We start from the raw sequence: 25319 nt of genomic DNA on the forward strand, positions 1-25319 counted from the left end.
CGTCGCGCTGGGCGCCGCCCGCCTCACCGCCGGCGGCGACGGAACCTCAACCACCTTCGACGGAACCCTCGACGGTACCGGAGGCCTGACCAAAGCAGGACCCGGAACCCTCACCCTCACCCGCGCCAGCACCTTCACCGGCGGCACCACCATCGCCAGCGGCACTCTGCAACTCGGCGATGGCGGCACCAGTGGCAGCCTCGTGAGCGATATCGCCAATGCCGGCACTCTGGCCTTCAACCGCGCCGATGATCTCACCTACGCCGGTACCATCTCCGGGACCGGTGACGTGACCAAGCTCGGCACCGGCACCCTGACGCTGACGGCTGCCCACGGCTTCGCCGGGCCGGCCACCCTGGCGGTTGGCGGCCTCAGCCTCACCGCCACCGCCAGCCTCGTCGCCCCGATGTCCACCCGGCCCCACACCACCCTGGTCAACGCCGGAACTCTGGCCGGCGGCCTCACCAATGCCGGCACCGCGCTCAACGGCGGCCTGATCAGCGGCGGTGTCGTCAATCTCGGCGGCTTCACGAATTGCGGGACGATCACCGGCGCGGTCGCGAACACCGGCACGCTCACGACCAGTGGAATCTTAGTCGGCAGCCTCGCCAATGCTGGTCAGGCAGCCAACAGCGGCACTGTCACGGGCGGAGCGGGCAACACCGGCAGCCTGTCCAACAACGGCGCCATCGCGGGCGGCGTGTCGAACAGCGGCACGCTGGTCACCAGCGGCACCGTCGCGGGCGGGCTGACCAACACCGGCATCGTCACGGCCAGCGCCGGCCGCATCGACGGCGCCATCCGCAACGACGCCGGGCTCTTCACGGTCTCAGGTGCTGTAGCCAGCGACGGCACCTTCGCCAACGCCCTCGGCGCGACCCTCACGGTCACCGGCGCCTACAGCCTCGCCGGGCCGCTCGCCAATGCCGGCGCCGTCACGGTCGCGCAGACCGCCAGCCTGACGGCGCCGGCGGGCCTCGGCAACGCCGGCCTGCTGGCTAGCGATGGCACCCTCACCACCGACCTCGCCAACACCGGCACCGCCCGCCTGTCCGGCCAGCTCAACGGTGCGGTGACCAACACCGGATCCCTCATGTTGACCGGCCCGCTCGCCGGACTGACGAGCCTGACAAATGCCGGTCCGCTCGATCTCGGCGGCACCACCTTCACGGTCGCAAGCCTCGCCGGCACGGCCTCGGGCGTGATCGGCAACGGCTCACCCACCGTCACGGGGTCGGACAGCACCACCTATGCCGGCGCCGTCCTGGAGAGTACCAGCCCAACCAGCGTGACCAAGATCGGGTCCGGCACCCTCAGGCTCACCGGCACCGGCCGCTTTTCCGGCCCGACCACGATCCAGGGCGGCACTCTCTCGCTCGACGGCTTCTGGGCCTCCCCCGTGACGGTGGCCGCCGCCGGGACGCTGCGCGGCATCGGCACGATCGCGGCCCCGGTCGCGGTGGCAGGCGCGCTGCGGCCGGTCAACTCCCCCGGCACGCTCACCGTGCTCGGCCCTGTCGCGTTCACGTCCGGCAGCCGGTTCGGCCTCGACATCGACGGGGCGGGTACCGGTACCGGCGCGGGCAGTTACGCCCGCCTGCTGGCGCTCGGCCCGACCGGCACGGTGGCGGCCAGCGGAACCCTGGCGCCGGTGCTGCGCGGCATCACCGGCAACGCCAGCAACAGCTTCACCCCGGCCATCGGCCAGCGCTTCGGCGTGCTGACCGCCCAAGCGGGGCTAACCGGCTCGTTCGCAGGGCTCGCCCAGCCGGGGTCGGGACTGCCGGCGGGCACTCGCTTCGACGCACTCTACCGCGCCACCGGCCTCGACCTCGTGGTCACGCCGGGCGCCTACGGCACGCTCGCCGGGCTCGGCCTCCGTCAGACCGGCAACGCCCAGGCAGTCGGCGCGAGCCTGGACGTCGCCCGCCCGGTTGCCGGCAGGCGGCCGGACGCGGCGCAGGCGCGGGTGTTCGACGCGCTCTACGCGGCCGGGCCGGCCACGCTGCCGGCAAGCCTCGCGAGCCTGTCGGGTCAGGCCTACGGCGACGCCGTGATGGCGGATCTCGCCGAGCGCCGACTGGTGAGCGACACGATCGACCGGCATCTGCGCGGACAGGGTGGCGGCGCGGCCGCGTTCAGCGCGGGCGATCCGGGGCTCGGCCCGAACCGCTCCGCCCTGCAGCTGCGCGGGGCCGCGGCGGCTCCCGACCAGCCCCTCGCTTCGGGCGAGGGCCGGGTTTGGTCGGATGCGCTCTACGGGTTCGGATCCCGCGCCGGCGACCGGGCGGCCGCGGGGGCGGTTCTCGACGCGGGCGGGCTGCTGCTGGGCGTCGACCAGCAGGTCGGATCCGGCAACGGGGCCGCCACGCTGGTGGGCGGCGCGTTCAGCTACCTGCGCGAGACCGGCACTGCGAAGGGCCAGGGTTTCGGGCTGGGACGGACCACCGCGGACAGCTACGGCGGCACGCTCTACACCAGCATTCGTCTCGGTGCGCTGATCCTACGCGGCACGGCGGGTCTGTCCTGGGCGGATGGGCGGATCGACCGGACGGTGGCGCTGGGCTCGAGCGTGTCGCGGGCGAGCGGCTTGGTGTCGGGCTGGGGCGCCGGGGTCTCGGGCTTTGCCGGCCACGCGCTGCGTACGGGCCTAGCGGTGGAGTTCGTGCCGGAGGTGGGCTTCAGCTTCGACCGTCTGACCCGGGCGCTGATGGCGGAGCGCGGCGGCTTGACGAGCCAAAGCTTCACCACTGCCGGCCTCGACGGGGCGCGCGCCCTGGTGGGCATGCGTCTGGCGAGCCTGGAGGTCGAGGGCACGGCGGGCCTGCGGCTGGAGGGCCGAGCCTACTGGGCGCACGAACTGGGCGATACTTTCGCGGCGGTGCGCTCGAGCCTGTTCGGTGTGCCGCTCGCGAGCCGGACGAGCGCGCCCGGCCGAGACGGGGCGGTCCTGGGGGTGAACCTAGCCGGCCCCGTAGCGGAGGGCGTGATGCTATCGCTGAGCTACACCGGCGACGTCCGGCCCGGCGCCAACGTGCAGGTCGTCTCCGCCGGGTTGCAAGTTCACTGGTGACGGGGGCGGGAAGCGCATGCGTGAAAGCCGGCAGAGCAACCGGTTGGCGCATCCGATGTGCTCCACCCTGCCCCGCTGTGCGTGAGCCGGGTCGCATGGACCGAGGCACCCTGATGTAAGCTGGAGGAGGACGGGCTTGGCCGCCCCGAGAACCACGGCCTGGGAGGTTGGATCGGAGATTGCAGCCCCCAGCACACAGCTCCCGTGCCATTATCGGCTACAATCAGGGAGGCGCGGCCGGACCGGGCCCTGACGATGATGAAGCTTCCTTACCCGCGGCATGCCCCAGGCCGGGTACGACCGCAGGCGGGCGAGGGCACGAAGGCGCGCGGCTGTACGATCAAGCCTGCTGCGCGTTGGGCGACTTCGCTGGCGCCGATTCCGATTAAGCCGGCCCGTGGACGCGGGGGCTCCTGACCCGCCGCAGCCTGGCAGACGGGGAGCGTGCCTCCTTCACGACCTAATACCTCGCCAGCACTCCGATCGCGACCCAGGTGGCGGTCGAGGTCCAGCGCTTAACGATCGAGGACGCATTCGAGACCGCTAAGACCGAAGTCGGGCCCGCTCGCAACGAGACCCGCTCCCGGCACGGCTGGCATCGACACGTCAGCGTGGTGATGATGACCTCCGCCCTGCCGGCGGCAATCCGCCCTCACGCCAACGCGCCGCCCCCAAGAAACCGAGCCCGGCCGATGCTGCGCGCTCACTGATCCGCTGGTCAGTCCGGGAGATCCGCCGCATCGCCGTGCGGCCGGCGCAGCGGCGTCTCCAGCCCGCGCACGTCTTCGCGTGAACGCTCTGGCGACGCGGGCATCAGGCGGCCGCCCGAAACGCCCGTCTCCCATGCCGAGCGTCAGCGAGCAGAGAACGTCGGCGCCGTAAGCCCAGCGCAACAGGGTGCCGGTGGAAAAGCCAAAAAGCGCAACTGAAATGTGAGAGCCAGAAGGTATCCCGTCTGACCAAGACCGAGCAACCGACTGAATCGCTCGGTCGCCTGATTTGAGGCCGCGCTGCACTGGAACAGTTCAGTACCATACAGATCTGGGCCAGCCCTAGAAATTGAGCCACAGTCGTGCGCCCGGTCTACGTAACTTTCCGTTGCCCTTCTCCCGCGAGAGGCAACCTAAAATGGGCAAAACGCGGTCGATGCCCCTTCACAGCGTCGCTCATATGGCTAAGCTTCGATCAGGCCGCGCTCACTTCTGAGCTTGGTCTGTAGAGGGTGAGTTGATGCAAGGGCGTTTCTTGTTGTCGGCCGGCGCGGCTGGCGCGATCATCGTACTGAGTTTGGCTCCTACGCCCTCTCACGCGCAAAGCGCGGGCGCCGTATTCGGCGGCTTGGCCGGCGGCGTCCTCGGCGGCGTCATCGCCGGCTCGATTGCCGCGCAGGCGGCGCGTGAGCGCCCCGTCGTCGTCTACGCCGCGCCGCGCCGTACCGTCCGCGTCATCCATGAGGTGCGGCGTGTGCCGGCTCCGCGGCGGAAGGTTGTTCGTGCGAACCGTCAGCCCATGCAGCCGGCCGCCGGCCCCACGGGAGCGCAGGTGGTGAACGCGTCGGCAGACCCCTTCGCCTCGCCGCGCGGCAATGTTACGACCTCGGTCAACCAAACGCGCTGAGACCCAGTTCCAAGTCGCACGCGGATCGACGCGCATGTCCCGAATGAAGATTGTCCCCGCTATTCTGGCGGTCGTCGGCGTGGCTCAACCCGCCGCGGCCTCGCCCGCGCCCCCGAAGCTGACGGTCGACAAGAGCTTCGGCAAGGTCGCGGGCTGGTCCATCGGCTACAGTGAGAGCCTCGGCGGCTGCCTGGCCGCGGCGAGCTACGGCGACGGGACGACGCTGTGGTTCGGCTTCAACGGCGCCCGCGGTGCGTCGTACCTGGCCCTCACCAACGCCAAGTGGCGTTCGCTGGAGGTCGGCGGGCAGTACGAACTCTACATGATCGCGGGCCGCCAGAAGTGGCACGGGACGTTCATGGGCTTCGAGCGCGGGGACGCGCACGGTTTGTATCAGGCGGGGCTGAAGGAACGTTTCGTCGCCGACCTGTCCGAGTCCGGCAGCATCAACGTGATCTTCCAGGGGCGGCAGATCGCCGTCCTATCCCTTGTCGGATCCACCGAGGCTTTCGACGCTGTCATCGGCTGCCAGAAGAACGTGACGACGGCCGCCGCGAAGGCGGAACCCGAGCCGAATAATCCGCGCAAGCTCGAAACCGGCATGACCAGCACCGGAACCGGCTTCTACGTGTCGGAACGCGGGCACCTGCTCACCAACAACCATGTGGTGGAGGCGTGCTCGGACTTCTCCGTGCAGCAGCCCGGCCACACCGCCCTGCGGGCCCGTCTCGTGGCCCGGGACGCCGCCAACGACCTCGCGGTGCTGACCACCGATTTTCCGCAGAAGGTGGTGCCGCCGCTCTCGATCCGGGCGCGGCTCGGCGAAAACGTCTACGTCTACGGGTATCCGCAGAGCAACGTCCTGGCTTCGACGGGGAATTTCACCATCGGCAGCGTGACGGCGACCGCGGGCTCTGGCGACGACACCCGCAAGATCCAGATCTCGGCACCGGTCCAACAGGGCAACAGCGGCGGCCCGGCCCTTGATCAGTTCGGCAACGTGATCGGGGTGGTACAGTCCAAGCAGGTCGCGTTCGCCTCCGGCGACGTGCCGCAGAACGTCAACTTCGCCATCAAGTCGACGATTGCCCTCAACTTCCTGGAGGCCAACGGCGTCGACGCGCCCATCAACGTGCGCATGACGGATCCGATGGACGGGGCCGCAATCGCCGAGAAGGCCCGCGACTTCACGGTCCAGATCACCTGTCATTGAGCCTCCGCCGCCCGGAACGCGGCTGTGTTCCGGCCGGCGGAGGCTTTCGCGGCGCTGCTCCGCGCTCGGGTAAACCGAGCGCGCGTGTGGCGGCCTTGCCACGGCATGCGGCCATCATCCTGAGGTGCTGCGCACAAGCTGTCATGCGGGTGCTTTAACCACTTCAGATTGTAGATGCATTAACCCGCAAACACGTAGATAGAACAGCAGCCGTGTTGAGGGGTAATCTGGTGCTGTCCCCGAGTATACCTGTCGCTAACAGGCCTATATTTGCGGTAGATCTTGCATTTACCGTGCTGAGCGGTGCGATGTGCTGCGGGTCGTCCTCTGCCCGGGACGGCGATATAGATATGGGGACCATCGAGTCCTGCGACCATCTGGCGAGCGCGCCGTGGGATCCTGATGCGCCCGACGCGCAGCGGACCATCAACTTCCGGGAACTGCGCCCCACCGCGGCCGTCGCGGCGTGCCGGGCGGCGGTCGCCGAGGCCCCGCGTCTGCGCCGGCTCCATTTCCAGCTCGGCCGCGCCTACGACCGGCGGGGCGCCAACCAGGATGCCTTCGAGGCCTATCGGCGCGCGGCCGAATTGGGCAGCGGTGCGGCCAAGGTCAACATCGGTATCCTCTACCAGCAGGGGCAAAGGTTCGAGAAGAGCGAGGCGAAGGCGCGCGCTTGGTTCCGTGACGCCGCCGAGATGGGCATCCCGGAGGGGATGTACTGCTACGCGGTCGCCCTCGACAACGGGATCGGCGGTTCTCCGGACGCGGCGGCGGCTAGGACTTGGTACGTGAAGGCCACCGAGCGCGGCACCACGAAGGCGCGCGATGCTCTCGTGCGTCTCGAACTCGACGGCACCGGCACGGGGCTGCGCTGTGATTAGCCGGCGACCGCGGGCAGCGCGGGCGGTGCGGTCATGACCGGCGCCACGCGCTTCGTCGCCAGCCGGACGCTGGCCGGACTGGATGCCGTACGCTCCGATGACCGGCCGGTCATAGAGGCCTATGACCGGCTGCGCCGGATCCTGCGCCAGCACGGCGGTGACGCCGCTGTCGAACTCTTCGCCGAGCCGGTCATCTCGCGCAGCAACGGTGCGGCCCCGGCGCGCGTGGACTGGTACACGAATCTCGATGGCGCGATACGGCCGCTGGCCGATCTCGATCCGGAGAATGCGGCCCAGCTCAGGCACCGCCTCGGCGCCGCGCTGGCGGCGCTGGAGCCGGTGCTGCGGGACCGCGAGGCGGGGGCGTTCACGGCGATGTGCCTGAATCTCGCCGGGCCTTCCGCCGTTCTGGCGGTCGGGCACGCCCCGCTCCTCGTCGACTGGGGCTTGCTCCCTCAGGGATTGACCGCGGACGAGCGCGGGCGGGTGCGCCATCACGCAACGACGCTCGGTGGGCTCGCCCCCGAGCACCTGCCCTATCCGCCGGTCGACCGTCAGGACTGGGCCGCCCGCTTCAAGCCGGCCGCCTCGGTCGGCCGGGACAGGCTGCCCGAACCGCGACCGCACCTCGGTGTTGCCGCGCTGCTGGCCCGGCGCGGTGGGTCCGCGCCGGTCGTCGCCGCCGCGACCGCGGCGGCTTTGGTCACGCTCTCCTACGTGCCGGGTGTTCTGGTCTTCCCGCCGCTGCCCCGGACGGTCTCGGCCGAGTCCAGGGCCTTCCAGACGGCCTGGCTCGACGGCCTGCGCCGCCGGCGCGATGCCCTCGCCGCGGCGGAAGGCTTCGCCTGCCCACGTCTGCGGACGGAACTCCCCGCGCTGGTTCCGCAGAGCCCCGCAGGCGTGCGCCTGCCCGCGGATCCGGCCGCCCCGCCCGCGGCCCGCGCCGCCGTCGAGCCGTCGTTGTCGTCGGCGGAATCTGTTCGACCCGGCATGGCGGCCACCGACGGGCTCGTTGAGCGGCTGGAGCGCAGCACGGTCCTTGTCCTGGCCGGCGACGCCACCGGCTCGGGGTTCTTCGTCGCGGACGATCTCGTCGTCACCAATCGCCACGTGGTCGAGGGCGCCTCGACGCTGATGATCGCCGGGCGGCACGCGGGCGTCGTTCCGGCGCGACTGGTGCAGGTCGGCGCCCCGGGTACACTCACCGACTTCGCCCTGCTGCGCGTCCCGCCGCGCTCGGGGGGGCGCCCCCTCGCCCTCGCGAAGCCGGGCCGGCCGCTGACGCCGGTGGTCGCGGCCGGGTTCCCCGGGCTCTATCTCGGCACCGACCCGACCTTTGCGCGCCTTCGGGACGGCGACGCCGCGGCGAGCCGCGACTTGGTCCCGGTGGTCCAGACCGGCGTGGTCAACCACCTGCAGCGCTACGACGAGGCCGCGGTGACGCTGGTGCTGCACGGGGCCGAGATCGCGCCGGGCAACAGCGGCGGCCCGCTCGTCGACTACTGCGGCCGCGTCGTCGGTGTGAATGCCTTCGGCCGCACCGACGACCGCATGCCGGTCACCGCGCGCTATGCCCTGGGCGCCGACGGTCTCGCGGCGTTCCTAGCGGGCGCCGGCGTGACCGCAGCTCTCGACGACCGCCCCTGTGATCTCCAGGCGACGCCCCGCCCCGCGGCGGCCGCGGCAGCGGAGCCGGCCGAGGCGACCGCGACGATGCCGACCCAGGCCCCGGCCGCGCCGGCGGGCCAGACGGCTCCGCGGCCTGACGCGCGAACCGCCCCGAGGCCAGGGCGCGACGCCCGGCCGCCGGCTCGTTGAGGGGCCGCCGTTATGTCCGCGACCACGAAGCTCACCGAGACGGCGCGCCTCGGCCTCGACCCGGTCAATCCGAAGCTCGCGCAGCAATACGAGCAGCTCGTCGACCTGTTAGCGCGCCGTCTGACCCCGGCGCACGCACACCTGTTCGCCGAACCGGCCCCCATCGCGGTCGCCGGAACCGGACGTCCCGGCTTCGCGTGGTTCGCCGCGGTCGACGGCGACGCCCGACCCGTGACGGCACTCGATCCCGCCGCCGCCGGGACGCTTCGCGAGAGCGCGGCCCGTCTGGTCTCCGAGATCACCGCCTTCGCAGCAAGCCTGGAGCGCGAGGGCGAGGCCTCGCGTGACCTCGCCCGGCTGCTGCGGGACGCGCTCGTGGTCCCGGACACCGACCATCTGTGGTCGGTCGACGGTCAGCCGGTCTACGTGGCCTGGGGCTACCGGCGCGCCGGCTCGGACGGCCCGGCCATCGCGCGCGGCGCCGCGATCACGGCGAGCGCCGCAGCGGTGGAATCTCCGGCCAGTCCCTGGAGTGAGCCGTCGGTGCCGCTTCCCGACACGGCCGGAGCAGCCGCGTCGCGACCCGGACCCAGGCTCCCGCCCGCGCGGCGGCCTTGGCTCGCACCGATCCTCTGGCTCGTCTTCGTGCTGCTCTGCGGCGTTCTGGCAGACCGGCTGCTGCGCGCCTGCGCCATCGGTGATGGCGACTGGCCGGCGTGGATGCAAACAGTCCTTCCCGATCATTGCCCGGCGCCGTCGATGGCCCTCGATCCCGACGGCAGCGCGGTCCTCGCGACGATTCAGACCACGGATGACGCCGTGCGGGCCGCCGAACTCGCCCTCACGCGCCGGGCGCTCACCTGCGACGCGAGTTGCCCGGTGCCGCCACCGCGCCGGGCCGCGCTCGAGGCTCCGCAGGTGATCCCGCCGGACCTCGCGCGGCGTCTCACCGGCATCGAGCGCGGACAGGGTCTCGAACTGACGCTCGCCTGGGAAGGCGCGTCCGACCTCGACCTCCAGGTCGTCTGTCCGGACCGCACACGGATCAGCTTCGAGCACCGGGCCTCTTGCGGCGCCCGCCTCGTGGCCGACCAGAACGAGAAGGGCGGGAGCAGCGCCAGCCGACCGGTGGAGCACGTGATCTGGGACAATGCCCCCGCCCCCGAGGGCCGCTACGGCGTCGAGGTCGGGCTCTTCGCGCGTCACGGTGAGGCCCGGCCGGAAATCCCATTCCAGGTCATCCTGTCCCGCCACGGCGAGGTCGTCGAGCAGCGCGCGGGCCGGATCTCGGCGGAGCGCGTCGGGCAGGCCGTGCTGTCTTTCGATCTGCCGATAGCGCCCCCATCACAGAGCGGCCCCCAGGCCCCGAGCGGGAACGCCGCCGTGCCCTGACCGCTCCACCGCCGAGATTTGCCCCCCGACCCGCCGCCACGCGTCACACGAGATCCGTCTCCCGCGATGTTCGTCGATCCCGTCTCCTTCGGCCCCACGATCCGGCTGGTCCCGCACAGCGGCGTTCAGTTCGTGGAGTACGCATTTCACATCGACACGGTCGGGCGCCTGTCCCGCCGCTTCGTCGAGCGCGCGGTCACGGGCACGTCCCAGGGAGACGGGCGGCAGACCTACCGTCTGCTCCCGACCTGGAACGAGGACGACCCCGGCGCCGAGGCGGTCGAGACCGCCCGCGGTGACGACCGGGAATACGCGGTCGGCGAGCGCGGCGCCCTTGAGGTCTTCCTGGAGAAATGGACCCCAATCCCGATGCTGCGGGTCAAGGCGGGCGTCGAGGGCGGCGAAGAACTCGACCTCGGACCGACCAATTGGGCGCGTGTGCGGATCGTCGAGGTCGCCGACCGCGCGCCGGACAGCCCGATCAGCCATCGCGCGATCTTCGCCTTCGATACCGAACTGCTGGAGCGGCGCCCCAACCGGCCCTACACGGCGCCCTGCCTGGAGGATGCCGCCAACGAGCACGAGTTCCGCTTCGCCCATCGCTTCCGCGACATCGGCTGGTTCCTGGGCGCGGCCGGCGAGGACGAGGAAACCCGCCGACTGACCGGCTTCCAGGAATGGGTCCCCGCCTGGCTGCTGGAGCAGTTCCGCGAGTTCAAGGCAGCGCAGCGGCCGGACCGCCCCCTGCGCGATACGGATTTCCCGAACGCGCTCGAGCACTACGCCCGGTATCTCGTATTCCTCGAATACTTGCAGATGGCGGTCCGGCCCCGGACCCTGCGGCTGACCGATACGGTGACGGCAGAGCCGGCGATCCGGCCGGTCACGGTCGACCTGATCCTCGATATCGGCAACAGCCGCACCTGCGGGATCCTGATCGAGTCTCACCCGAACGAGGATCGAGTCGACCTCAACAACTCGTTCGTGCTGCAACTGCGCGACCTGTCCGAGCCCGAACAGGTCTACACCGAGCCGTTCGAGAGCCATGTCGAGCTGTCGCACGCCCGGTTCGGGCGCGATCACCTCTCGCGCCTTTCGTCGCGCCCGCGGGCGTTCTTCTGGCCGAGCCCCGTCCGCGTCGGGCCCGAGGCCAGCCGGTTCCGCGAACTCGCGCAGGGCACCGAGGCGGTGGGCGGCCTGTCGAGCCCGAAACGCTACCTGTGCGACGTCCGACCGGTGAACCAGGAATGGCGCTTCCCCGACCGCGACTACGGGGCCGACGGCACGAGCCCGCTGATCGACCGCACGATCCGGCAGTTCGTCAACAGCCGCGGTGACGTCATCGCGCAGCTCGACGCCGACAGGAAGCGCTACGGAATCCGGGTCCTGCCGGACGACCGTGTGGGCGCCTCGCGCCTGACCTTCTCGCGCTCATCCTACTTCACCTTCATGGTCGCCGAGGTGGTCTGCCACGCCCTGTCGACCATCAACAATGCTGGTGTGCGGGAGCGGCGGCGCACGAAGGACGCACCGCGCAAGCTGCGCCGGATCATCCTCACCCTGCCGCCCGCCATGCCGGTGCAGGAGCAGCGGCTGCTCCGATCCCGCGCCGAGGGAGCGGTCAAGCTCATCTGGCAGCTCATGGGCTGGGCCGATAATCCGCCTCCGGGCCTGACCCAGCCCGAGGTCCACGTCGCGTGGGACGAGGCGAGCTGCGTCCAGTTCGTCTACCTGTACGGGGAGATCACTCAGAAGCTCGGCGGCGCGGTGGACGGCTTCCTGCACCTCGTCGGCCGCCCCCGGCCGTTCGCCGAGCCCGACACCGTGCCCGGCCCCGAGATACGTCCGGAGCCGTCGGTGCGGATCGCCAGCATCGATGTCGGTGGCGGAACCACCGACCTGATGATCACGACCTACTACGCGGAGGGCAACCGGGCGATCAAACCGGTGCAGAACTTCCGCGAGGGGTTCCGGATCGCCGGCGACGACATCCTCAAGCGGGTGATCGAGCGCCTCGTCCTGCCCACGATCGAGGCGGCCCTGCGTTCGGCCGGGCATCCGGATCCGCACGCCCTGCTGCTGGAGCGCTTCGGCGGCGATCGCGCCAACATGGCCGAGCAGGAGAAGCATCTGCGGCGGCAATTCGTGTCGCGGGTGCTGGAGCCCATCGGCCTGCGCATCCTCGGCGACGTGGAGGCGGGCGCCGAGATCACCGCGCGCCCCTTCGCCGAGTTCTTCCCGGAACGCGGCGGTCGGATCCTGCGCCGCGCGCTGCCACAGCAGCGTTTGCTCGACTTCCTTGAGATCCCGGCCCGCGCCGGCGGTGCTGCGGATTTCGCCCTGACCGACTGCGTCTTCGAGAGCCGCGCCGACGTGGTCGGGGCCTGCGTGGTCGCGACGCTCGACCTCGTCCTCGACAACCTGTGCGAGGCCGTGCACGCCCTCGATGTCGACGTGGTCCTGCTCTCGGGCCGCCCTTCTCGGCTCCAGGCCTTCGTCGACTGCCTCGTCGACAAGCTGGCGGTCTCGCCGGACCGGATCGTGCCGCTCCACCAGTATCAGGCCGGCACGTGGTACCCGTTCCGGGAGCGGGACAACCGCCGCATCGGCGACCCCAAGACCACTACGGCGGTGGGCGGCATGCTCTGCGCGCTCGCCGAGGGCCAGCTCACCAACTTCACCCTGTTCACCCGCCGCCTCGCGCTGCGCTCCACGGCCCGCTACATCGGCGAGCTGGAGCTGAGCGGCCAGCTCCGCGACGCAGGCTTGGTCTTCCGCGAGGTCGACCTTGATGCGCCGGCCTCGGCCCGGCGCCAGGGGCCGGCGATGAGCGCGAAGCTCCGGTACTACGCGCCGATGCGCCTGGGATACCGGCAATTGCCGGTGGAGCGCTGGATCGCGACACCGCTGTATCGGTTGCGGATGCGCGCCGGCCAGGAGGCGACGCAGCTGCGGCTGCCCCTCGAGATCACCTTGGAGCGCAGCGGCGACGGCCGGCCCGACGATGAGGGACCGGATGCACTGCTGCGCTCCGAGTCGATGAAGGAAGAGTTCGAGATCACCGACGCCTACGACGCGGACGGCCTCGACGTCAGACGCAAGATCGAACTCGTGCTCGATACCCTGGCCTCGGAGCAGGGATACTGGCTCGACACCGGCATCCTCGCCCTGGATTGAGATCACGCATGTTGACCGAACACCTGGCGCAGGATTGCAGGAATACGGGTCGTCTGGCCGAGGACGCCGAGCAATGGCTCGGCGACGAGGCCAATGCCGGCGCGGTCGGACGCGAGCGTGCGGATCTCATCCGCTATGTCCGGAAGGCGGCCAACCGGGCCGAGCGGCTGGCACGCGCGGCGGCACGGCCGATGTGCGCGGGCGTGTTCGGGCCGAGCCAGGCGGGCAAATCCTACCTGGTCGAGGTCCTGGCGCGTCCCGAGGACGGTGCCCTTCGGGCCCGCTTCGACGGGCACGACCCGGTGGACTTCCTGGCGGAGATCAACCCGATCGGTGAGAAGGAAGCGACGGGGCTGGTCACCCGCTTCACGGCGGGTGCCGGTGCGGGGACCGCGGCCGGGCGGACGCCGGCCGGTGCACCGGTCCGCCTGCGGGTCCTCAGCGAGGTCGATCTCGTCAAGGTCCTGTGCAACACCTTCCTGCACGATGGCGACGCCACCAAGGAGACACCGCCGGGCCCCGAGGCCCTCGCCGCGCTGCTGGCGGACCTGAAGGCGCAGGCGCGCCCCGGCACGTCGCGCTTCGGCGACGTCGATATCGACGATCTGCAAGACTACGTGCGCGACCAAGCGCGGGGCACGCGGCCTCTCGATGATCTCGCCCGCTACTGGGATGAGGTCCGCATTTTGGCCGGGGGCCTCGATCTCGACGGGCGCGCCCGTCTGTTCGCGCCGCTCTGGGGCGGGCACGCGGCCTTGACGGGCCTCTACCGTCAGCTCGCGGAGGCGCTGGAACGCCTCGATCATCCGGAAGAGATCTTCGCGCCGCTCGCCGCGCTGGTGCCGCGCGAGGGCAGCATCCTCGATGTGGCGACCCTGGCGGGTCTCGGGGCGGCACGTTCGGACGACACCCTGACCGTACACGGAGTCGGCGGCAGGACCGTCACGCTCGCCCGTGCCACGGTGGCGGCGATCACGGCGGAGCTGCGCATCGAGATCGCCGACGCGCCGCGCGCCTTCCTGCAGGAGGCGGACCTGCTCGACTTCCCCGGCGCTCGCAGCCGGCAGAAGGTCGATCTCGCCCATTTCCTGACCGCGCACCCGGACGCGCTGAAGGAGACCTTCCTGCGCGGCAAGGTCGCCTACCTGTTCGACCGCTACGTCGCCGAGCAGGAACTGACCGCGATGATGCTGTGCGTCCGCCCCTCCAACCAAGAGGTGGTGACGCTGCCCGACCTCGTGGAGCGATGGATCACGCTCACGCACGGGTCGAGCCCGGAGGCGCGGGCGCAGCTGCCGAACCTGCTGTTCCTCGTGCTCACGTGGTTCGACAGCCACTTCGTCGACAAGGCCGGGGACGTCGGCCAGGATGCGGGCCTGCGCTTCCGCAACCGGATCGAGGCCTCGCTGCTGGGCTTCTTCGGGAAGGCGCACACGTGGCCGCGGCAATGGACGCCCGGCGCGCCGTTCCGCAACACCTACTGGTTCCGGAATCCGAACTACCCGGCGGAGTCGGTGATCCGCTACGACGGGCGGCGCGAGGTGGCGTTCCTGCCCGAGAAGCAGGATCGGCTCGCGGAGCTGCGCGCCGGCTTCGCCGGCCTGCCGGAGGCGACAGCGCATTTTGCGGATCCGGGCCGCGCCTTCGATGAGGCCCTTCGCCTCAACGACGGCGGCGTGAGCTACCTTGTCGAGAACCTGTCGCGGGTCTGCCGACCGGCGCTGAAGGCGCAGCAGATCGCTTCCCGGCTGGAGGCCCTGCGCGCCGAGATGCGGGAGCGGCTCGCCCGCTTCCACGTCGCCCTCGACATCGAGACGCGGCTGGGCGAACGGCGCGAGGCGGCCGGCCAAGTCTTCGACGCGCTCGATGCGGTCGTGGCGGCCGGCCAGTTCGGTTCGCTCCTGCGGACGCTCATGGTGGATCCCGCAATGCTCACGCACGCCCTGCACGGGGCGGAGGGAGTGTCCCTAGAGGCCGCGCTTCCCGTCGCGGCACCGCGCATTGCCCGTCCCGGCGCGATCCCGCGACCCGGCGCGGCGCCGGTGCCCCGAGTCGAGCCCTCGAACCCGGGTGGTGACCGGGAGCGCGCGATGGCGCGGGCCGTGGTCGCCGCCTGGATCGGGAGCCTGCGCCGCACGATCGAGACCGAGGGCTTCGCGCGCCGCTTCGCTGTCCCGCTGACCGCCATGGAGATCGTGGTCAGCGAACTGATCATCCTGGCCCGCCGCGCCGACATCGAGGGTGGCATCGCGGCGGACCTTCGGAACTTGGCGACCATCGAACGTTCCGAGCAGTCGACGGTCAAGCTCGCCCTGATCGCTGCGACCCGCCTCAACCGGCTGACCGGCAGCCTCGGGTTCAATCTCATTCCGCCGGTCGGCGAGCGTCCCTCGATCCAGGACGAGGCGGGTGATCGAGTCGCGTTCGCCCAGCGCCCGGTCAGCTACGATGCCCGCAGCGTCGGGCAGGCCCCTGCGACCTTCGCTCATACCTACGCCACCGACTGGTTCCACGGCTTCTACCGGATCGTCGAGGACAACGCCAAGAGCGCGTCCGGCGTCACGATCGACCTCGCGCAGAACGCCCGGATCGGGGCGATCCTCGCCGGACTTCAGGCGCGCGCCGCCTGACCGCCCCACCCGCTTGCTCCGTCCTGCCCATGAAGCCTTCGCCATGACAATCCGCATTACCGAGGACGAGGACGAGCCCGGCGGCTACGCCTTCATCGATCTCGGTGGCCCGCTGCAATCGCCGCTACTCTCGTTCCGCCGGCAGGATACCGAGCCCCGGCATCTCGGCGCCGAAGGCTGGCAGCCGGAGGTCGCGTGGCTCACGCCGCTCGCGGTGACGGAGCGGGACGGCCGGGCCTTCGCGCGCTTCGGCCCCAACGTGGTGGACCGCATCGAGGAGCTGATCCCGATCGAGATCGTCGCGCAGGACGGCACCTCATTCGGCGTAGTCGCGTGGCCGTTCATACCGCCCGCGCCGTCCGGCAGGGGCATCCTCGCCGGCCTCCCGGCCGCAGTCCCGGCACTGCCCCGAGACGGGACCTGCGGTCCGGCCGTGGCGACCGTCGAGACCGTGCCGCTCCTGGAGCCGGCTTCGCCGCAGGACGCCGCGCCTGGGGCTCCGCTGGCGCACGAGCCGCCCGCACGGAAGAGCCGGCTGATCTGGCCGATGGCCGCGCTGATGCTCCTCGCGCTGGTCGCGGGCAGCGGCTATCTGTACCGCGACCGGTTGCCCGACATCCTGGCCCGCCAGGATGCGCCGCCTCAGGAGCCGAGCCCGCCGCCCGCTCCTCCCCAGCCCGACCCCCCCCGGCTGACGGCCGCCGAGTTGCGGCATCGCTATGCCCGTCTCATCGACGAGCGCGCGCCGGCCGGCGCCTTCCTGGCGCTCGGCGAGACGGCACTCGCCTCCCGGCAAGGGAGCACGGCCTTCCGCGCGTTCGAAGAGGCCGATCCGGTCACGAACGCGGATGCGGCCTGGCAGCTCGCGCGCTTCTACGACCCCGGCAACGCCGACGTCGCGCACCGCGAGGCGGCGCGACCCGACATCGTGCGAGCCGCCTACTACTACGCCCTGTGGCGCAACCGCTCCCCCCGCCACACCGAGGCGCTCCGGGCGCTGTGCGAGGGCAATTCCACCGGCGACCGCCTCCGGGCGATCTGTCGTCCCTGACCGCCCCGACGCGCTCCACGATAACCGTCCGCTTGCGAGTTTCAACCCTCCGATGCCGAGGATCCCTGTCATGGCCCAGCCCGCCCGTACCGGCCGCCGCTGGAGCTGCCTAGCCGTCGCGACCGCACTCGGTCTCGCCGCCGCCACCGCCGGGCACGCGGCCTCGCCTGGCCTCACGATCCAGGCCGCCGCCGCGCGCAGCAGCGCCGTCACCGGGCAGCGGATCGCGCTGCTGATCGTGCCGCAAGCCTCGGCATCCGGCGGCCGGGCGGCGACGGCCCACGCCGACGAGGAGGCGTATCGCAAGCGCCTGCGCGACATCGGCTTCGAGGTCTGGACGGTCGGGCCCGCCGACCGCCCGCAGCTGGATCGCGGATTGCGCGAGGCGGTCGGCCGCCTGCCGGAAGACGCCCAGGTGGCGGTCTTCGCCCTCGGGCCGAGCATCGGTGGCGCCGACGATATCTATCTCATGCCGCAGGACACTCCGTCCGATGCCGGACAGCGCCCGAGCCTGCTCGACAGCGAAGGCGTGCGGCTGAGCGACGTGCTGCGCCGCATCGCCAGACGTCGGACCCGCGAACTCGTCGTCGTGATCGACGAGTGCCAATCTGCGGCCGGTGGGCGCTGCGACTTCGATGCCGCGGCGGGAAGCTCCGGCGCGAGCCTCATCGGCGGAGAACGTGCCGGCCGCCGCAATGCCTCGGGAGGACCGCTCGCGGGCCGGGCCTCGCTGCGCGATCCCATGCTCGCCGCAATGGCGCAGGAGGGCGAAACGTTCCTGCAGTCGCACGAAACACTGAAGCGGGGCCTATCGGGCAGTGATCTGGAGCCCCGAGCGAGCGGTGCGCTCACCACGGCGTTCGCCTTCATTCCGCAGGGGTTCTTCGCGGGCCTGCGGACCGAGTGCAACAAGATCGACCCGAATGCCGAGCCGGCCGCGCTACGCGGAGCGAACCTCGATCCCGCGATCCGCGGCTGCGAGGCGATGACGGGGACCTATCCCTACGCCCGTCCCTTCGAGGACCGGCTGCAAGCGGGGCGGGAGCAGCGGGCGTATCAGCGGGCGATCGCATCCTGCGACGATCCCACGGCCACCGCGAGCTACAGCACGTCCTATCCGGCGGGACGCTTCCGCACCCTTGTCGACACCTTCGCTGTTGAATGCAGCCGCGGGCGGGATCGCCAGGACGAGGCCCGGCGCCAGCAGGCGGACGAGGCCCGGCGTCAGGAGGAGGACAGGCGCAGACGGCAGGAGGAGATGGATCGGCAATGGGCGGACGCCCGACGTCAGCGGGAGCAGGACGAGCAGCGCCGCGCGGAGGAGGAGCGGCGCCAGCGGGAGCTGCAGCAGCGCACCACGGTCGGGAGCGCCTCCGGCTGGACGCTGAACTACTCGACCAGCCTGCTTGAGATCTCGCCGCTGGCCAACGACCAGTACGATCCGCAGAAGCAGACCTACACGACGATCTGGCACTCGCGCCAGCACGGCGCGCAGGTGGTGATGTACGTGCAGGTCAGCCCGAACGAGCGCTGCGGCAGCGCGCAACAGTTCATCACGGAGCAGATCCGGCCGCGACGCAGCCAGATCGGCCGCGCGCAGGAGGTCAACACGTCGCCGGTTCGCGCCGGGTTCGTGCTCGAAGGCCGCGGGACGGCGATCGCGCAAGGTAGCTTCGACGACAGAAGCTACTACGACTTCGCCACGATCCGCCGCGACGACCGCAGCACGATCACGAATATCGGGGGGCGCTTCCCGGCCGAGTTCAGCGACCTGTACCGTGCTGAACTGCTGCGCATGATGAACTCCATGCAGCTGCCGAGCCGAGATATCTTCAACGACCGCTGCAGCTGAGCACGATGAGCCGCCCTAGAAACCGGAAGCAGGACTGGTCGGTCATGCGCGCACCACGACTCGCCCTCGCCGCCTGTGTGCACGCCGGACTGATGGCGGCGATGGTGTTTGCAAGCTCCTCCGCTCGGGCCGATGCCGCCCAGGATTGCCGGACCGGGAGCCCGGAGACGCGCGTCGGCGGATGCGGTCGCCTTTTGGCCGAGGCCCGGACACCGAGGCAGCGCGCGATCGCCCTCGATGGGCGTTGCTGGGCGAACATCGACCGTGGTGCGTTCGCGGAGGCTCTGGCCGATTGCAACAGCGCCATCCGGGCGGACGATCAGTACCCCTACGCCTTCCACAATCGCGGGATCGCCTATGCCGGCCTGCAGAACCCGACCGCCGCGATCGCCGACTACAACCGTGCGCTGGCGATGCGGCCGACCTTTTCGAATACGCTCATCAACAGGGCGAAAGCTAACATCACCCTCGGAAACACGCAGGCTGCCGTTCGAGATTACGAAGAGGCCCTTCGTCTGAAGCCTGACAATGAGGAAGCCAGGAACGCCCTCAATCTCCTGCGCGGGGCCGGGAGCACCTTGCCTTCACTCAACGCCGCCAATTCGCTCTGTGGCAGCGTGGGATGCAATTAGTACTCGCCCGGCACGCTCAGCTGCCTTAAGTACTGGCAGACAGATACTCTATTTGAAGCCAATCCGATCTCTCGAAGGTCTTCAGACCCGACGATGACGACATCTCCCGTCGCGGTCATTCGGCAACCCATTGACTGCCGCAGGAAGTGCGCGGCCAATATGTGACATAGGACACCGGCGCCGGGCTCGCCGACCAGCTCGCACACAGAAAAACGAATGTCCGATCGATGTCCGCGCCGAGACCATTGCTGCGCGCGCAGCGGGCTGGATCGAGACGGAGTCGAATGGCCGGTTTCACGCCGGTTGGCGATACGGCATGGCGTAGTCTGGTTGGAAGCCGTGGGTTCGCTTCGGAGATGGTCAGCCGGAAACGCGGATGGTCCGCGAGCGACCCAATCCCGCCGTATCGGGCGGTGCTTCCCGTCCCCAGACCCGGGGGTTGAGGCGTCGAGGAGACGTCCCGAATGGCTTCGGCACGACAGAGGAACTTCTCACGCCGGACGGGTATCGAAATCTCAGCTCGCCACGGCACGGCTGCGGTTCAGGGAATGACGCGGCATCGCTCGCGCACGATCCGCGCCAAGCCTGAAGTTCGCATCGCCGCGCAGAACCCGCACCACTCCGCGCTGGAAGTCGACGCGGTGGTCCGGGCGGTTCTCGACCGCATCGCTGAGGCTCTGGCGGATGGCGATCGGGTCGAGTTGCGCGAGGTCGGCGCGTTCTCGGGACGCGCGATCGAGCCGCATATTGGACGGGACCCACGCACGGGCGAGGGGGTCCGCGTCGCGGCCAAGCGGCACGTCAGCATCAAATCCCGCGAGGGCATGCCCGCCCAGCTCAATCGAGGCGACGTCAAACCTCAGGCCGAGGCAGCGCAGCGCCAGCGGGCCTATCGATCCCCGCGCCGCGCACCTCCGACGTCGCCTGCTGCCAAGCTTTCACTCGGCGCTTTCGAGCGCCTGCGACAAGCCGAGCCAACCCTTCAGCTTCGCAGGCAAAAGGCCGCCAGGGCGCTTCGTCGCCGGTTTAGCTGAAGCGCGGACAGTATCCAGCCGGCCTGCCGCCTCCTCCAGGCCGAGCGGATCGACTTGCCGCCCGATGGCGAGCGCGCCTTCCAGAGCCGCCAGACCGCGCTGGAAGTCGAACTGACCCGGTGCGGGTGAGAACAAGTTGTCGCTGTTGAGGTAGGCATCGATGTAGCGCTCCCGCTCGCGCTCGACTTCGGGTGTGTCCGCACAAGCCAGGCGCGTCACGAACGGCATCAGGCGCTGACGCTGCGCATCCGTCGCATTGTCGTTTAAATGCATCGCGAGCCCGCAGATTGGGCGCGAGAAGCAGGCCGGCATCGCTTTGACAGAACCGACACGCTGATAGGGGAAGCCGCATGCCAAGACGGCCGCTTCGTTGATGCAGGTGCCGCCGTCAGGACCGGGGAACTTGTGCGAACCCCGGAGAAGCTTCCAGTTCAAAATGTGACTGAAGTCGCTCATGGTGGCCAACTCCGTAGCCGCCCCCGGCCTGAGCCTCCTCCCATGCGGTCAAATCGTCAACCGCTTCCCGCGATCTGGAACTGCCGAGCTTACCGGCGTATCAGCCCGCATGGCCAAACGCGTGAAACAACTGCCTCAGGACCGAGGCTTCGTCCTGTTCGACGCCATCTTCGAGGATGGCAGTCGTGCCTCGAACCGGCGCGTGCCGATGGAGATCCTAGGCGGTTTGGACGGCGACGATCCCGCCCGACAGCTCATTGAGCAGCAGGAGGCTGAGATCGCTCAGAAGGCCGGTCGGCCGCCACGGGCGATCCAGAGCCTTGTGCGGGCCGCCAAGCCGGAGCCGAAGCCGGTCCGGGAGTGACACCGAGTATCTGAGACGGACAATGTACGGCCAAGTGCCCGGCGGAGCAGAGGAAATATGTTCTTCGGCAGGCACATGCGGGAAAGGGGCGCCGGGCGCCATCGTTGACGAGGACGGCGTCTACCCCAAGTCCTGCTCGCCGGGTCACCCCCGGTGGCTGAAGGACTCCATGATGTCAAAACTCCTAACGCTCGCTCTGACGGGCCTGCTGGCTGCTGTCACAAGCGCGCAAGCAGCACCCAAGGTCGAGCGCCTCCGCGGCACGATCGAGGCGGTCGCGGGCGGCGGCTTCACGCTGAAGACCCTCGACGGCAAGACCGAGAGGTTCGCGCTCGATCCCGAGGCGAAAGTCTCCTGGGTGGTGCCAGCGAAGCTCGATCAGATCACGGACGGCGTGTTCATCGGGACCGCCACGAAGGGCGAGCCTCCGGTGGCTTTGGAAGTGGTGCTGTTCCCTGAAGCGATGCGCGGCACCGGCGAGGGCCACTACGACTGGGATATGATACCGGACACGACCGTCGGTGGAGGGCAGGTGAAAAGTGCCATGACCAACGGAACGGTTAAGGCCGCAACGTCCTCGACAGTGCCGGAGGCGCCTCGGGTGAAGAGTGCCATGACCAATGGGACCGTGAAGGCGAGCGGCGGCGGGTCGGAGCGCATGCTGACGGTGGATTACGGCAAGGGCCAGTCCATTCGGATCCTGGTGCCAGCCCAGGCGCCAGTGGTGACCTTCGAGCCGGCCAATGCGTCCGCGCTGTCCGCTGGTGCCAAGGCGTTCGTAGTCGCTGCCCGCGGGGACGACGACAAGCTCACGGCGCGCCGCGTCGCAGTCGGCAAGGACGGGCTCACTCCTCCCATGTAGAAAAGTATGTCACGTCGAAGTCTCCTCGATGCAGCAGCGTCGCCCGTACCCGGGCGACGCAACCCGGTTCAGGCGTCCCCGCCGGCAGGGCGCCGATCGCCTCGTGGCGTACCGGCCAGCACCGGGCGAGCAGGCGCATCAGCTTACAAGTCAGTTACAAGCCAGCCCAATCTCAGCCATTTCCGTCGAGACTGAAACTTATCGGCCACTCGATGCGTCACGACTCCAGTATGCGTGCGATTTTACCGCATTTGGAGCCTCTTATGCGACGTTTGATACTGATTTTCATGACGTTTTCTGGTCTGATGACCCCAGCTTTAGCCGAGCATTCGCAATCCGGGCGAGATCCAGTCCAGGCAAGAACTGACATCAACAGCGATGCGAAAGCCAGAGAGACGAAGCAAGCCCTTGAAAGAGCCAGGGAACGGCAGAAGGCCGTTGACCAGCATAACTCGGATCTGTGGGGACGCTGGACCTACGCTGTTTGCGTCGGCTGTGGTTGGACGCCGAAGAATGTTCGGATCGTGCACACCAATCCTTCACGCGTCCTGATCGGCATACCGGCCGCGGACGATGATGCGCGTGACCGCGCTGGCATACGCTTCAGAAGCTGAAGCCCTCGCATCACGCACGCTTCAGCAGGGCGAGGAGCAATGTGCCGGCCGCCGCGATGACGTGGCCGCGTCCCCGCCGGAGCGGGATGGTGACCACCGGCTGCGGCTCGGCCGCCACCTCCGGCAGCACGGGCTCTGCCACCCCGGTCTGGCGGTCCCGGTCGTCCCCGCACGTCGAGACGACTCACGAGCCGGTGCCGCTCTCGAAAGCTGCCAGGGCTAGCTCGCCGTCCGTGGGGTCCAAAACCGCTATGATGCGGTCCGCCGCGTCGAGAGCCGTCCCGGCCACCACCTCGAGGCTAGCGCGGAGCGCGGCCCCGATCCGTGGCGCAAGGATCTCCAGAGCGGTCGGCTTCGAACCCGAGGTAAAAGACAACAGCCTGACGAAGCGGACCGGCATCATCGCGACGATCAAGGCGCACAACTTCTCGGCGAGCAGCTAGGATGCGCCTCGCCACTTTGGTTCCGACACTTCCGACCCTGAGTAGGTCGGCATCAATTACAATTACCCCCGACACTCATTGACATCTCTGCGCCGTTGATTATTGAATATTACTCATAATATGTATCCGAAACAGGCATTTAAGGGATATATTCTGATGAAGACAATGCCTGAGTATATAGAATCGGCCTATAGACTCCTCGAAGATGTTTGGGCCGATGCCGTGGAGTCAAACATCACGGACAATCTCGATTTCTCTTTCCCCGACTGGACACCCGACGAGCGGAAAGATTTGCTCATGCTATGCGCGGCCCTCGCACTTTGTGAGGCTCAGGGCGCGCGGGACGTTACCGCTGAGGCCGAGCGGCGTGGCCTCGAGGTCGCCGACGCCGCTCGGCTCACGAGTAGGCAACTTCTACGTTTCCTGAAACGCGAATCGTCTGCATCCGACGCGATCCTCGAGCCCATCCGTGTCCTAGACGGTGTGCAGGGTCTCCACCCTAGGCGCAGCAATTCACCCAGCCGTTATGGAGATTGAGCGGGGAACACCGTTCGCCGCAAACCGCTACCGGAGTACGGCCGGCGAACGCCATCAGCGGGGATGATCCGATCTATCTCGCGTCACAGTTGTTCTGATCGGTGGGACTGTAGCCTCCTACGTCCCTGTGAAGCCGGGTGCGCGGCTGGGCTTCGGTTGAGTAGGAGGACAACACGACGCGCGTCAGGCGGAGCCGGAAGGACCACAGTGAGCCCAGCAACCGCACCGCCCGATCGCTTGGCTGAGGTCCGCCGTCTCACGGCAGCTCTGATCGATCAGGTGCTCGAAGCGCAGCTTGTAGGTCGGCCAGTTCCGCAGGAGCAGAGTACGGCACTGATCAAAGCCGCCTTCTTCCTACGGGCGTGCAATGTGCCGTGGTGGCCGATGCTCGCCCAGGCACTGCATGGCTTGGGTCGTGACGTTGAAGAGGCGGCTCCAGAGCCGGATGCGGGAGATGAGCCGCTGCAGGATATCGACCAGCAAGGACTGACAAGCTTCCTCTCTCAGCTCTGGTCCGAGAAGGGCCGTTTGTGACCGCTGGCCCGGAGTTCATTCCCCAGAACGGCAGCACGGTCGAGACCCGGTTCCGGGAGAGGAAGGGCTCGCGATGGCGGTACTGGCCTACAGCCCGGCTTTCCTCCTCCGCTCGACCGGGTCGCATGCCGCCACGATCCGGCGGAGTGTGATTGTTGCGGCCGGGTCGGCAGACGAGGCCACCGAGCAGGCTTGGTTCTATCGCGACGGATTGCCGACGGAATCCGTGTGCTCTGCGACGCTCACGGATGCATCGGGAGCCTTGATGGGGCCGGAACAGTACGGCAGCGAACCAGGCTTGAAGCTGCATCGGGAGGATCAGGCTTGATGGTCGGCGCTTCCACGGAACAACTCTCCGAGGTTCTGCGCCTGTGCACCGCGCTCGCATACCGGGCCCTCGACGCAAAGATCTCCGGACGGCCCTTGCCAGCGGCACAGAGGATCGCGCTGGCGAAGGTCTTGCGCCTTCTGCAGGATCACGGCGTGGAGTGGCCGCCGCTTCTGGCGCAGGTGCTTCAGGAGCTGGACAGGAAAGCGGCCGCGCCCGAGCCGACATCTCAGGTCGAGCCGCTGGAAAGCGTCGATCTCCAGGGTCTTTCGCTCTTCTTCGCCGGTTACCGCACGAAGGATCAGCCGTAACCTGCACCGTCCAGCGACCGGCACCCGGCAGCAACGACGTGCTGCTCGCTGGCGACCCCGTCGCGGTCCTTCTTCGGATCGCGTCTTGCTGCGCCGGAATGGCTCGGCTTCCGGCCACTTTGTGAGGCCGCGGCCCAGGCGAGCGGATGAAGGCGATCAGAGGCCGTGCGCCGGCCATCGGCGTGGCATTTGTGCTGGTAAGTGTCTAGCGCGCTCTCGAGGCTGCGCTGCAGTTTTGAGAGCGAAAGGGATGATGCTGATCACCAGGCGCGAGCAGTTGCCGCACCGGGGCCGCTGGAACAACGACCAGTGGATCCCCTTCCCTTCAGGCTTAAGCACCTGGAGGAACCATGTCCAAGATCCTGAAGATCGCCACCGCCGCCACGATGCTCACGCTGTCAGCGAGCCTGGCTGTTGCTGCGCCGTGCAACGTCGGCACGACGACGAATGCGGCCACCGGGAAGGACAGCAGCTCGAATGTCGATGGGGGCTCGACCGCC

At 69.2% G+C, this 25319-nt stretch carries 22 protein-coding genes and 1 pseudogene; 19 read left to right on the forward strand and 4 right to left on the reverse strand.

What is annotated here, in order from left to right; all coding sequences use genetic code 11:
- The 12 genes and pseudogenes from MKK82_RS25660 to MKK82_RS25715 all read left to right on the forward strand — a co-directional run.
- Window positions 1–3073 (forward strand): autotransporter domain-containing protein (locus MKK82_RS25660; protein ID WP_243987243.1); only part of this gene is annotated, 3073 nt, incomplete at its 5' end.
- A 314-nt stretch (window positions 3074–3387) separates the two neighbouring features.
- Window positions 3388–3783 (forward strand): annotated as a pseudogene (locus MKK82_RS25665) (IS701 family transposase); the annotation flags it as partial.
- Between the two features lie 520 nt (window positions 3784–4303).
- Complete coding sequence (locus tag MKK82_RS25670; protein WP_243987244.1) at window positions 4304–4690, forward strand: hypothetical protein; 387 nt, start codon at window positions 4304–4306, stop codon at window positions 4688–4690.
- 34 nt (window positions 4691–4724) lie between these two features.
- Window positions 4725–5903, forward strand: coding sequence for a serine protease (locus tag MKK82_RS25675; RefSeq protein WP_243987245.1), 1179 nt, complete (start codon window positions 4725–4727; stop codon window positions 5901–5903).
- Between the two features lie 350 nt (window positions 5904–6253).
- The gene (locus tag MKK82_RS25680) at window positions 6254–6784 is read left to right on the forward strand and encodes a tetratricopeptide repeat protein (protein WP_243987246.1); all 531 of its coding nucleotides are present in this window, start codon (window positions 6254–6256) and stop codon (window positions 6782–6784) included.
- Window positions 6785–6817: 33 nt separating this feature from the next.
- Window positions 6818–8602 (forward strand): serine protease, encoded by a 1785-nt coding sequence (locus tag MKK82_RS25685; protein ID WP_238290676.1) that lies wholly within the window; start codon window positions 6818–6820, stop codon window positions 8600–8602.
- Between the two features lie 12 nt (window positions 8603–8614).
- Complete coding sequence (locus MKK82_RS25690) at window positions 8615–9994, forward strand: hypothetical protein (protein ID WP_238290674.1); 1380 nt, start codon at window positions 8615–8617, stop codon at window positions 9992–9994.
- A gap of 66 nt (window positions 9995–10060) precedes the next feature.
- Window positions 10061–13171 (forward strand): virulence factor SrfB, encoded by a 3111-nt coding sequence (locus tag MKK82_RS25695; protein WP_238290672.1) that lies wholly within the window; start codon window positions 10061–10063, stop codon window positions 13169–13171.
- An 8-nt stretch (window positions 13172–13179) separates the two neighbouring features.
- Window positions 13180–15801, forward strand: a complete 2622-nt coding sequence (locus MKK82_RS25700) for a virulence factor SrfC family protein (protein ID WP_243987247.1) — start codon at window positions 13180–13182, stop codon at window positions 15799–15801.
- Between the two features lie 43 nt (window positions 15802–15844).
- A complete protein-coding gene (locus tag MKK82_RS25705; protein WP_243987248.1) occupies window positions 15845–16852 on the forward strand; it encodes a hypothetical protein in 1008 nt (335 codons plus the stop codon).
- Between the two features lie 376 nt (window positions 16853–17228).
- Window positions 17229–18704 carry a hypothetical protein gene (locus MKK82_RS25710; protein ID WP_243987250.1) on the forward strand — a complete coding sequence of 492 codons (1476 nt, stop codon included), beginning with the start codon at window positions 17229–17231 and terminating at the stop codon, window positions 18702–18704.
- Between the two features lie 92 nt (window positions 18705–18796).
- Window positions 18797–19336: a tetratricopeptide repeat protein gene (locus MKK82_RS25715; RefSeq protein WP_238290665.1), complete on the forward strand. Its 540-nt coding sequence runs from the start codon at window positions 18797–18799 to the stop codon at window positions 19334–19336.
- A 515-nt stretch (window positions 19337–19851) separates the two neighbouring features.
- Here MKK82_RS25715 and MKK82_RS34290 read toward each other — a convergent pair.
- Window positions 19852–20082: a hypothetical protein gene (locus MKK82_RS34290; RefSeq protein WP_238290697.1), complete on the reverse strand. Its 231-nt coding sequence runs from the start codon at window positions 20080–20082 to the stop codon at window positions 19852–19854.
- Here MKK82_RS34290 and MKK82_RS25725 point away from each other — a divergent pair.
- Window positions 19978–20370 (forward strand): HU family DNA-binding protein, encoded by a 393-nt coding sequence (locus tag MKK82_RS25725; protein WP_238290695.1) that lies wholly within the window; start codon window positions 19978–19980, stop codon window positions 20368–20370. The genes MKK82_RS34290 and MKK82_RS25725 overlap by 105 nt on opposite strands.
- Here MKK82_RS25725 and MKK82_RS25730 read toward each other — a convergent pair.
- Window positions 20275–20826 (reverse strand): hypothetical protein, encoded by a 552-nt coding sequence (locus MKK82_RS25730; RefSeq protein WP_238290664.1) that lies wholly within the window; start codon window positions 20824–20826, stop codon window positions 20275–20277. The genes MKK82_RS25725 and MKK82_RS25730 overlap by 96 nt on opposite strands.
- 109 nt (window positions 20827–20935) lie before the next feature.
- Between MKK82_RS25730 and MKK82_RS25735 the strand changes: the two genes are divergently transcribed.
- The 3 genes from MKK82_RS25735 (at window position 20936) to MKK82_RS25745 (ending at window position 22666) form a co-directional block, all read left to right on the forward strand.
- Window positions 20936–21190 carry a hypothetical protein gene (locus MKK82_RS25735; protein ID WP_238290694.1) on the forward strand — a complete coding sequence of 85 codons (255 nt, stop codon included), beginning with the start codon at window positions 20936–20938 and terminating at the stop codon, window positions 21188–21190.
- A 172-nt stretch (window positions 21191–21362) separates the two neighbouring features.
- Window positions 21363–22052 (forward strand): metal ABC transporter permease, encoded by a 690-nt coding sequence (locus MKK82_RS25740; RefSeq protein ID WP_243987252.1) that lies wholly within the window; start codon window positions 21363–21365, stop codon window positions 22050–22052.
- A gap of 263 nt (window positions 22053–22315) precedes the next feature.
- On the forward strand, window positions 22316–22666 hold the full coding sequence (locus MKK82_RS25745; protein WP_238290663.1) for a hypothetical protein: 351 nt from the start codon (window positions 22316–22318) through the stop codon (window positions 22664–22666).
- Window positions 22667–22676: 10 nt separating this feature from the next.
- Here the strand turns inward: MKK82_RS25745 and MKK82_RS34070 are convergent, their stop codons facing one another.
- A complete protein-coding gene (locus MKK82_RS34070; RefSeq protein ID WP_279603288.1) occupies window positions 22677–22808 on the reverse strand; it encodes a hypothetical protein in 132 nt (43 codons plus the stop codon).
- Window positions 22809–22850: 42 nt separating this feature from the next.
- Window positions 22851–23081, reverse strand: a complete 231-nt coding sequence (locus tag MKK82_RS25750) for a hypothetical protein (protein ID WP_238290662.1) — start codon at window positions 23079–23081, stop codon at window positions 22851–22853.
- 772 nt (window positions 23082–23853) lie between these two features.
- Between MKK82_RS25750 and MKK82_RS25755 the strand changes: the two genes are divergently transcribed.
- From MKK82_RS25755 to MKK82_RS25765, 3 genes are all read left to right on the forward strand, one after another.
- Window positions 23854–24180 (forward strand): hypothetical protein, encoded by a 327-nt coding sequence (locus tag MKK82_RS25755; protein ID WP_243987251.1) that lies wholly within the window; start codon window positions 23854–23856, stop codon window positions 24178–24180.
- 73 nt (window positions 24181–24253) lie between these two features.
- Entirely contained in the window at window positions 24254–24508 is a 255-nt protein-coding gene (locus MKK82_RS25760; protein WP_238290658.1) for a hypothetical protein, read from the forward strand.
- On the forward strand, window positions 24508–24819 hold the full coding sequence (locus MKK82_RS25765; protein ID WP_238290656.1) for a hypothetical protein: 312 nt from the start codon (window positions 24508–24510) through the stop codon (window positions 24817–24819). Before MKK82_RS25760 ends, MKK82_RS25765 begins: the two co-directional genes overlap by 1 nt.
- Window positions 24820–25319: the final 500 nt, after the last annotated feature.

Source organism: Methylobacterium sp. E-046, from assembly GCF_022829625.1.
Taxonomy (GTDB): domain Bacteria; phylum Pseudomonadota; class Alphaproteobacteria; order Rhizobiales; family Beijerinckiaceae; genus Methylobacterium; species Methylobacterium longum.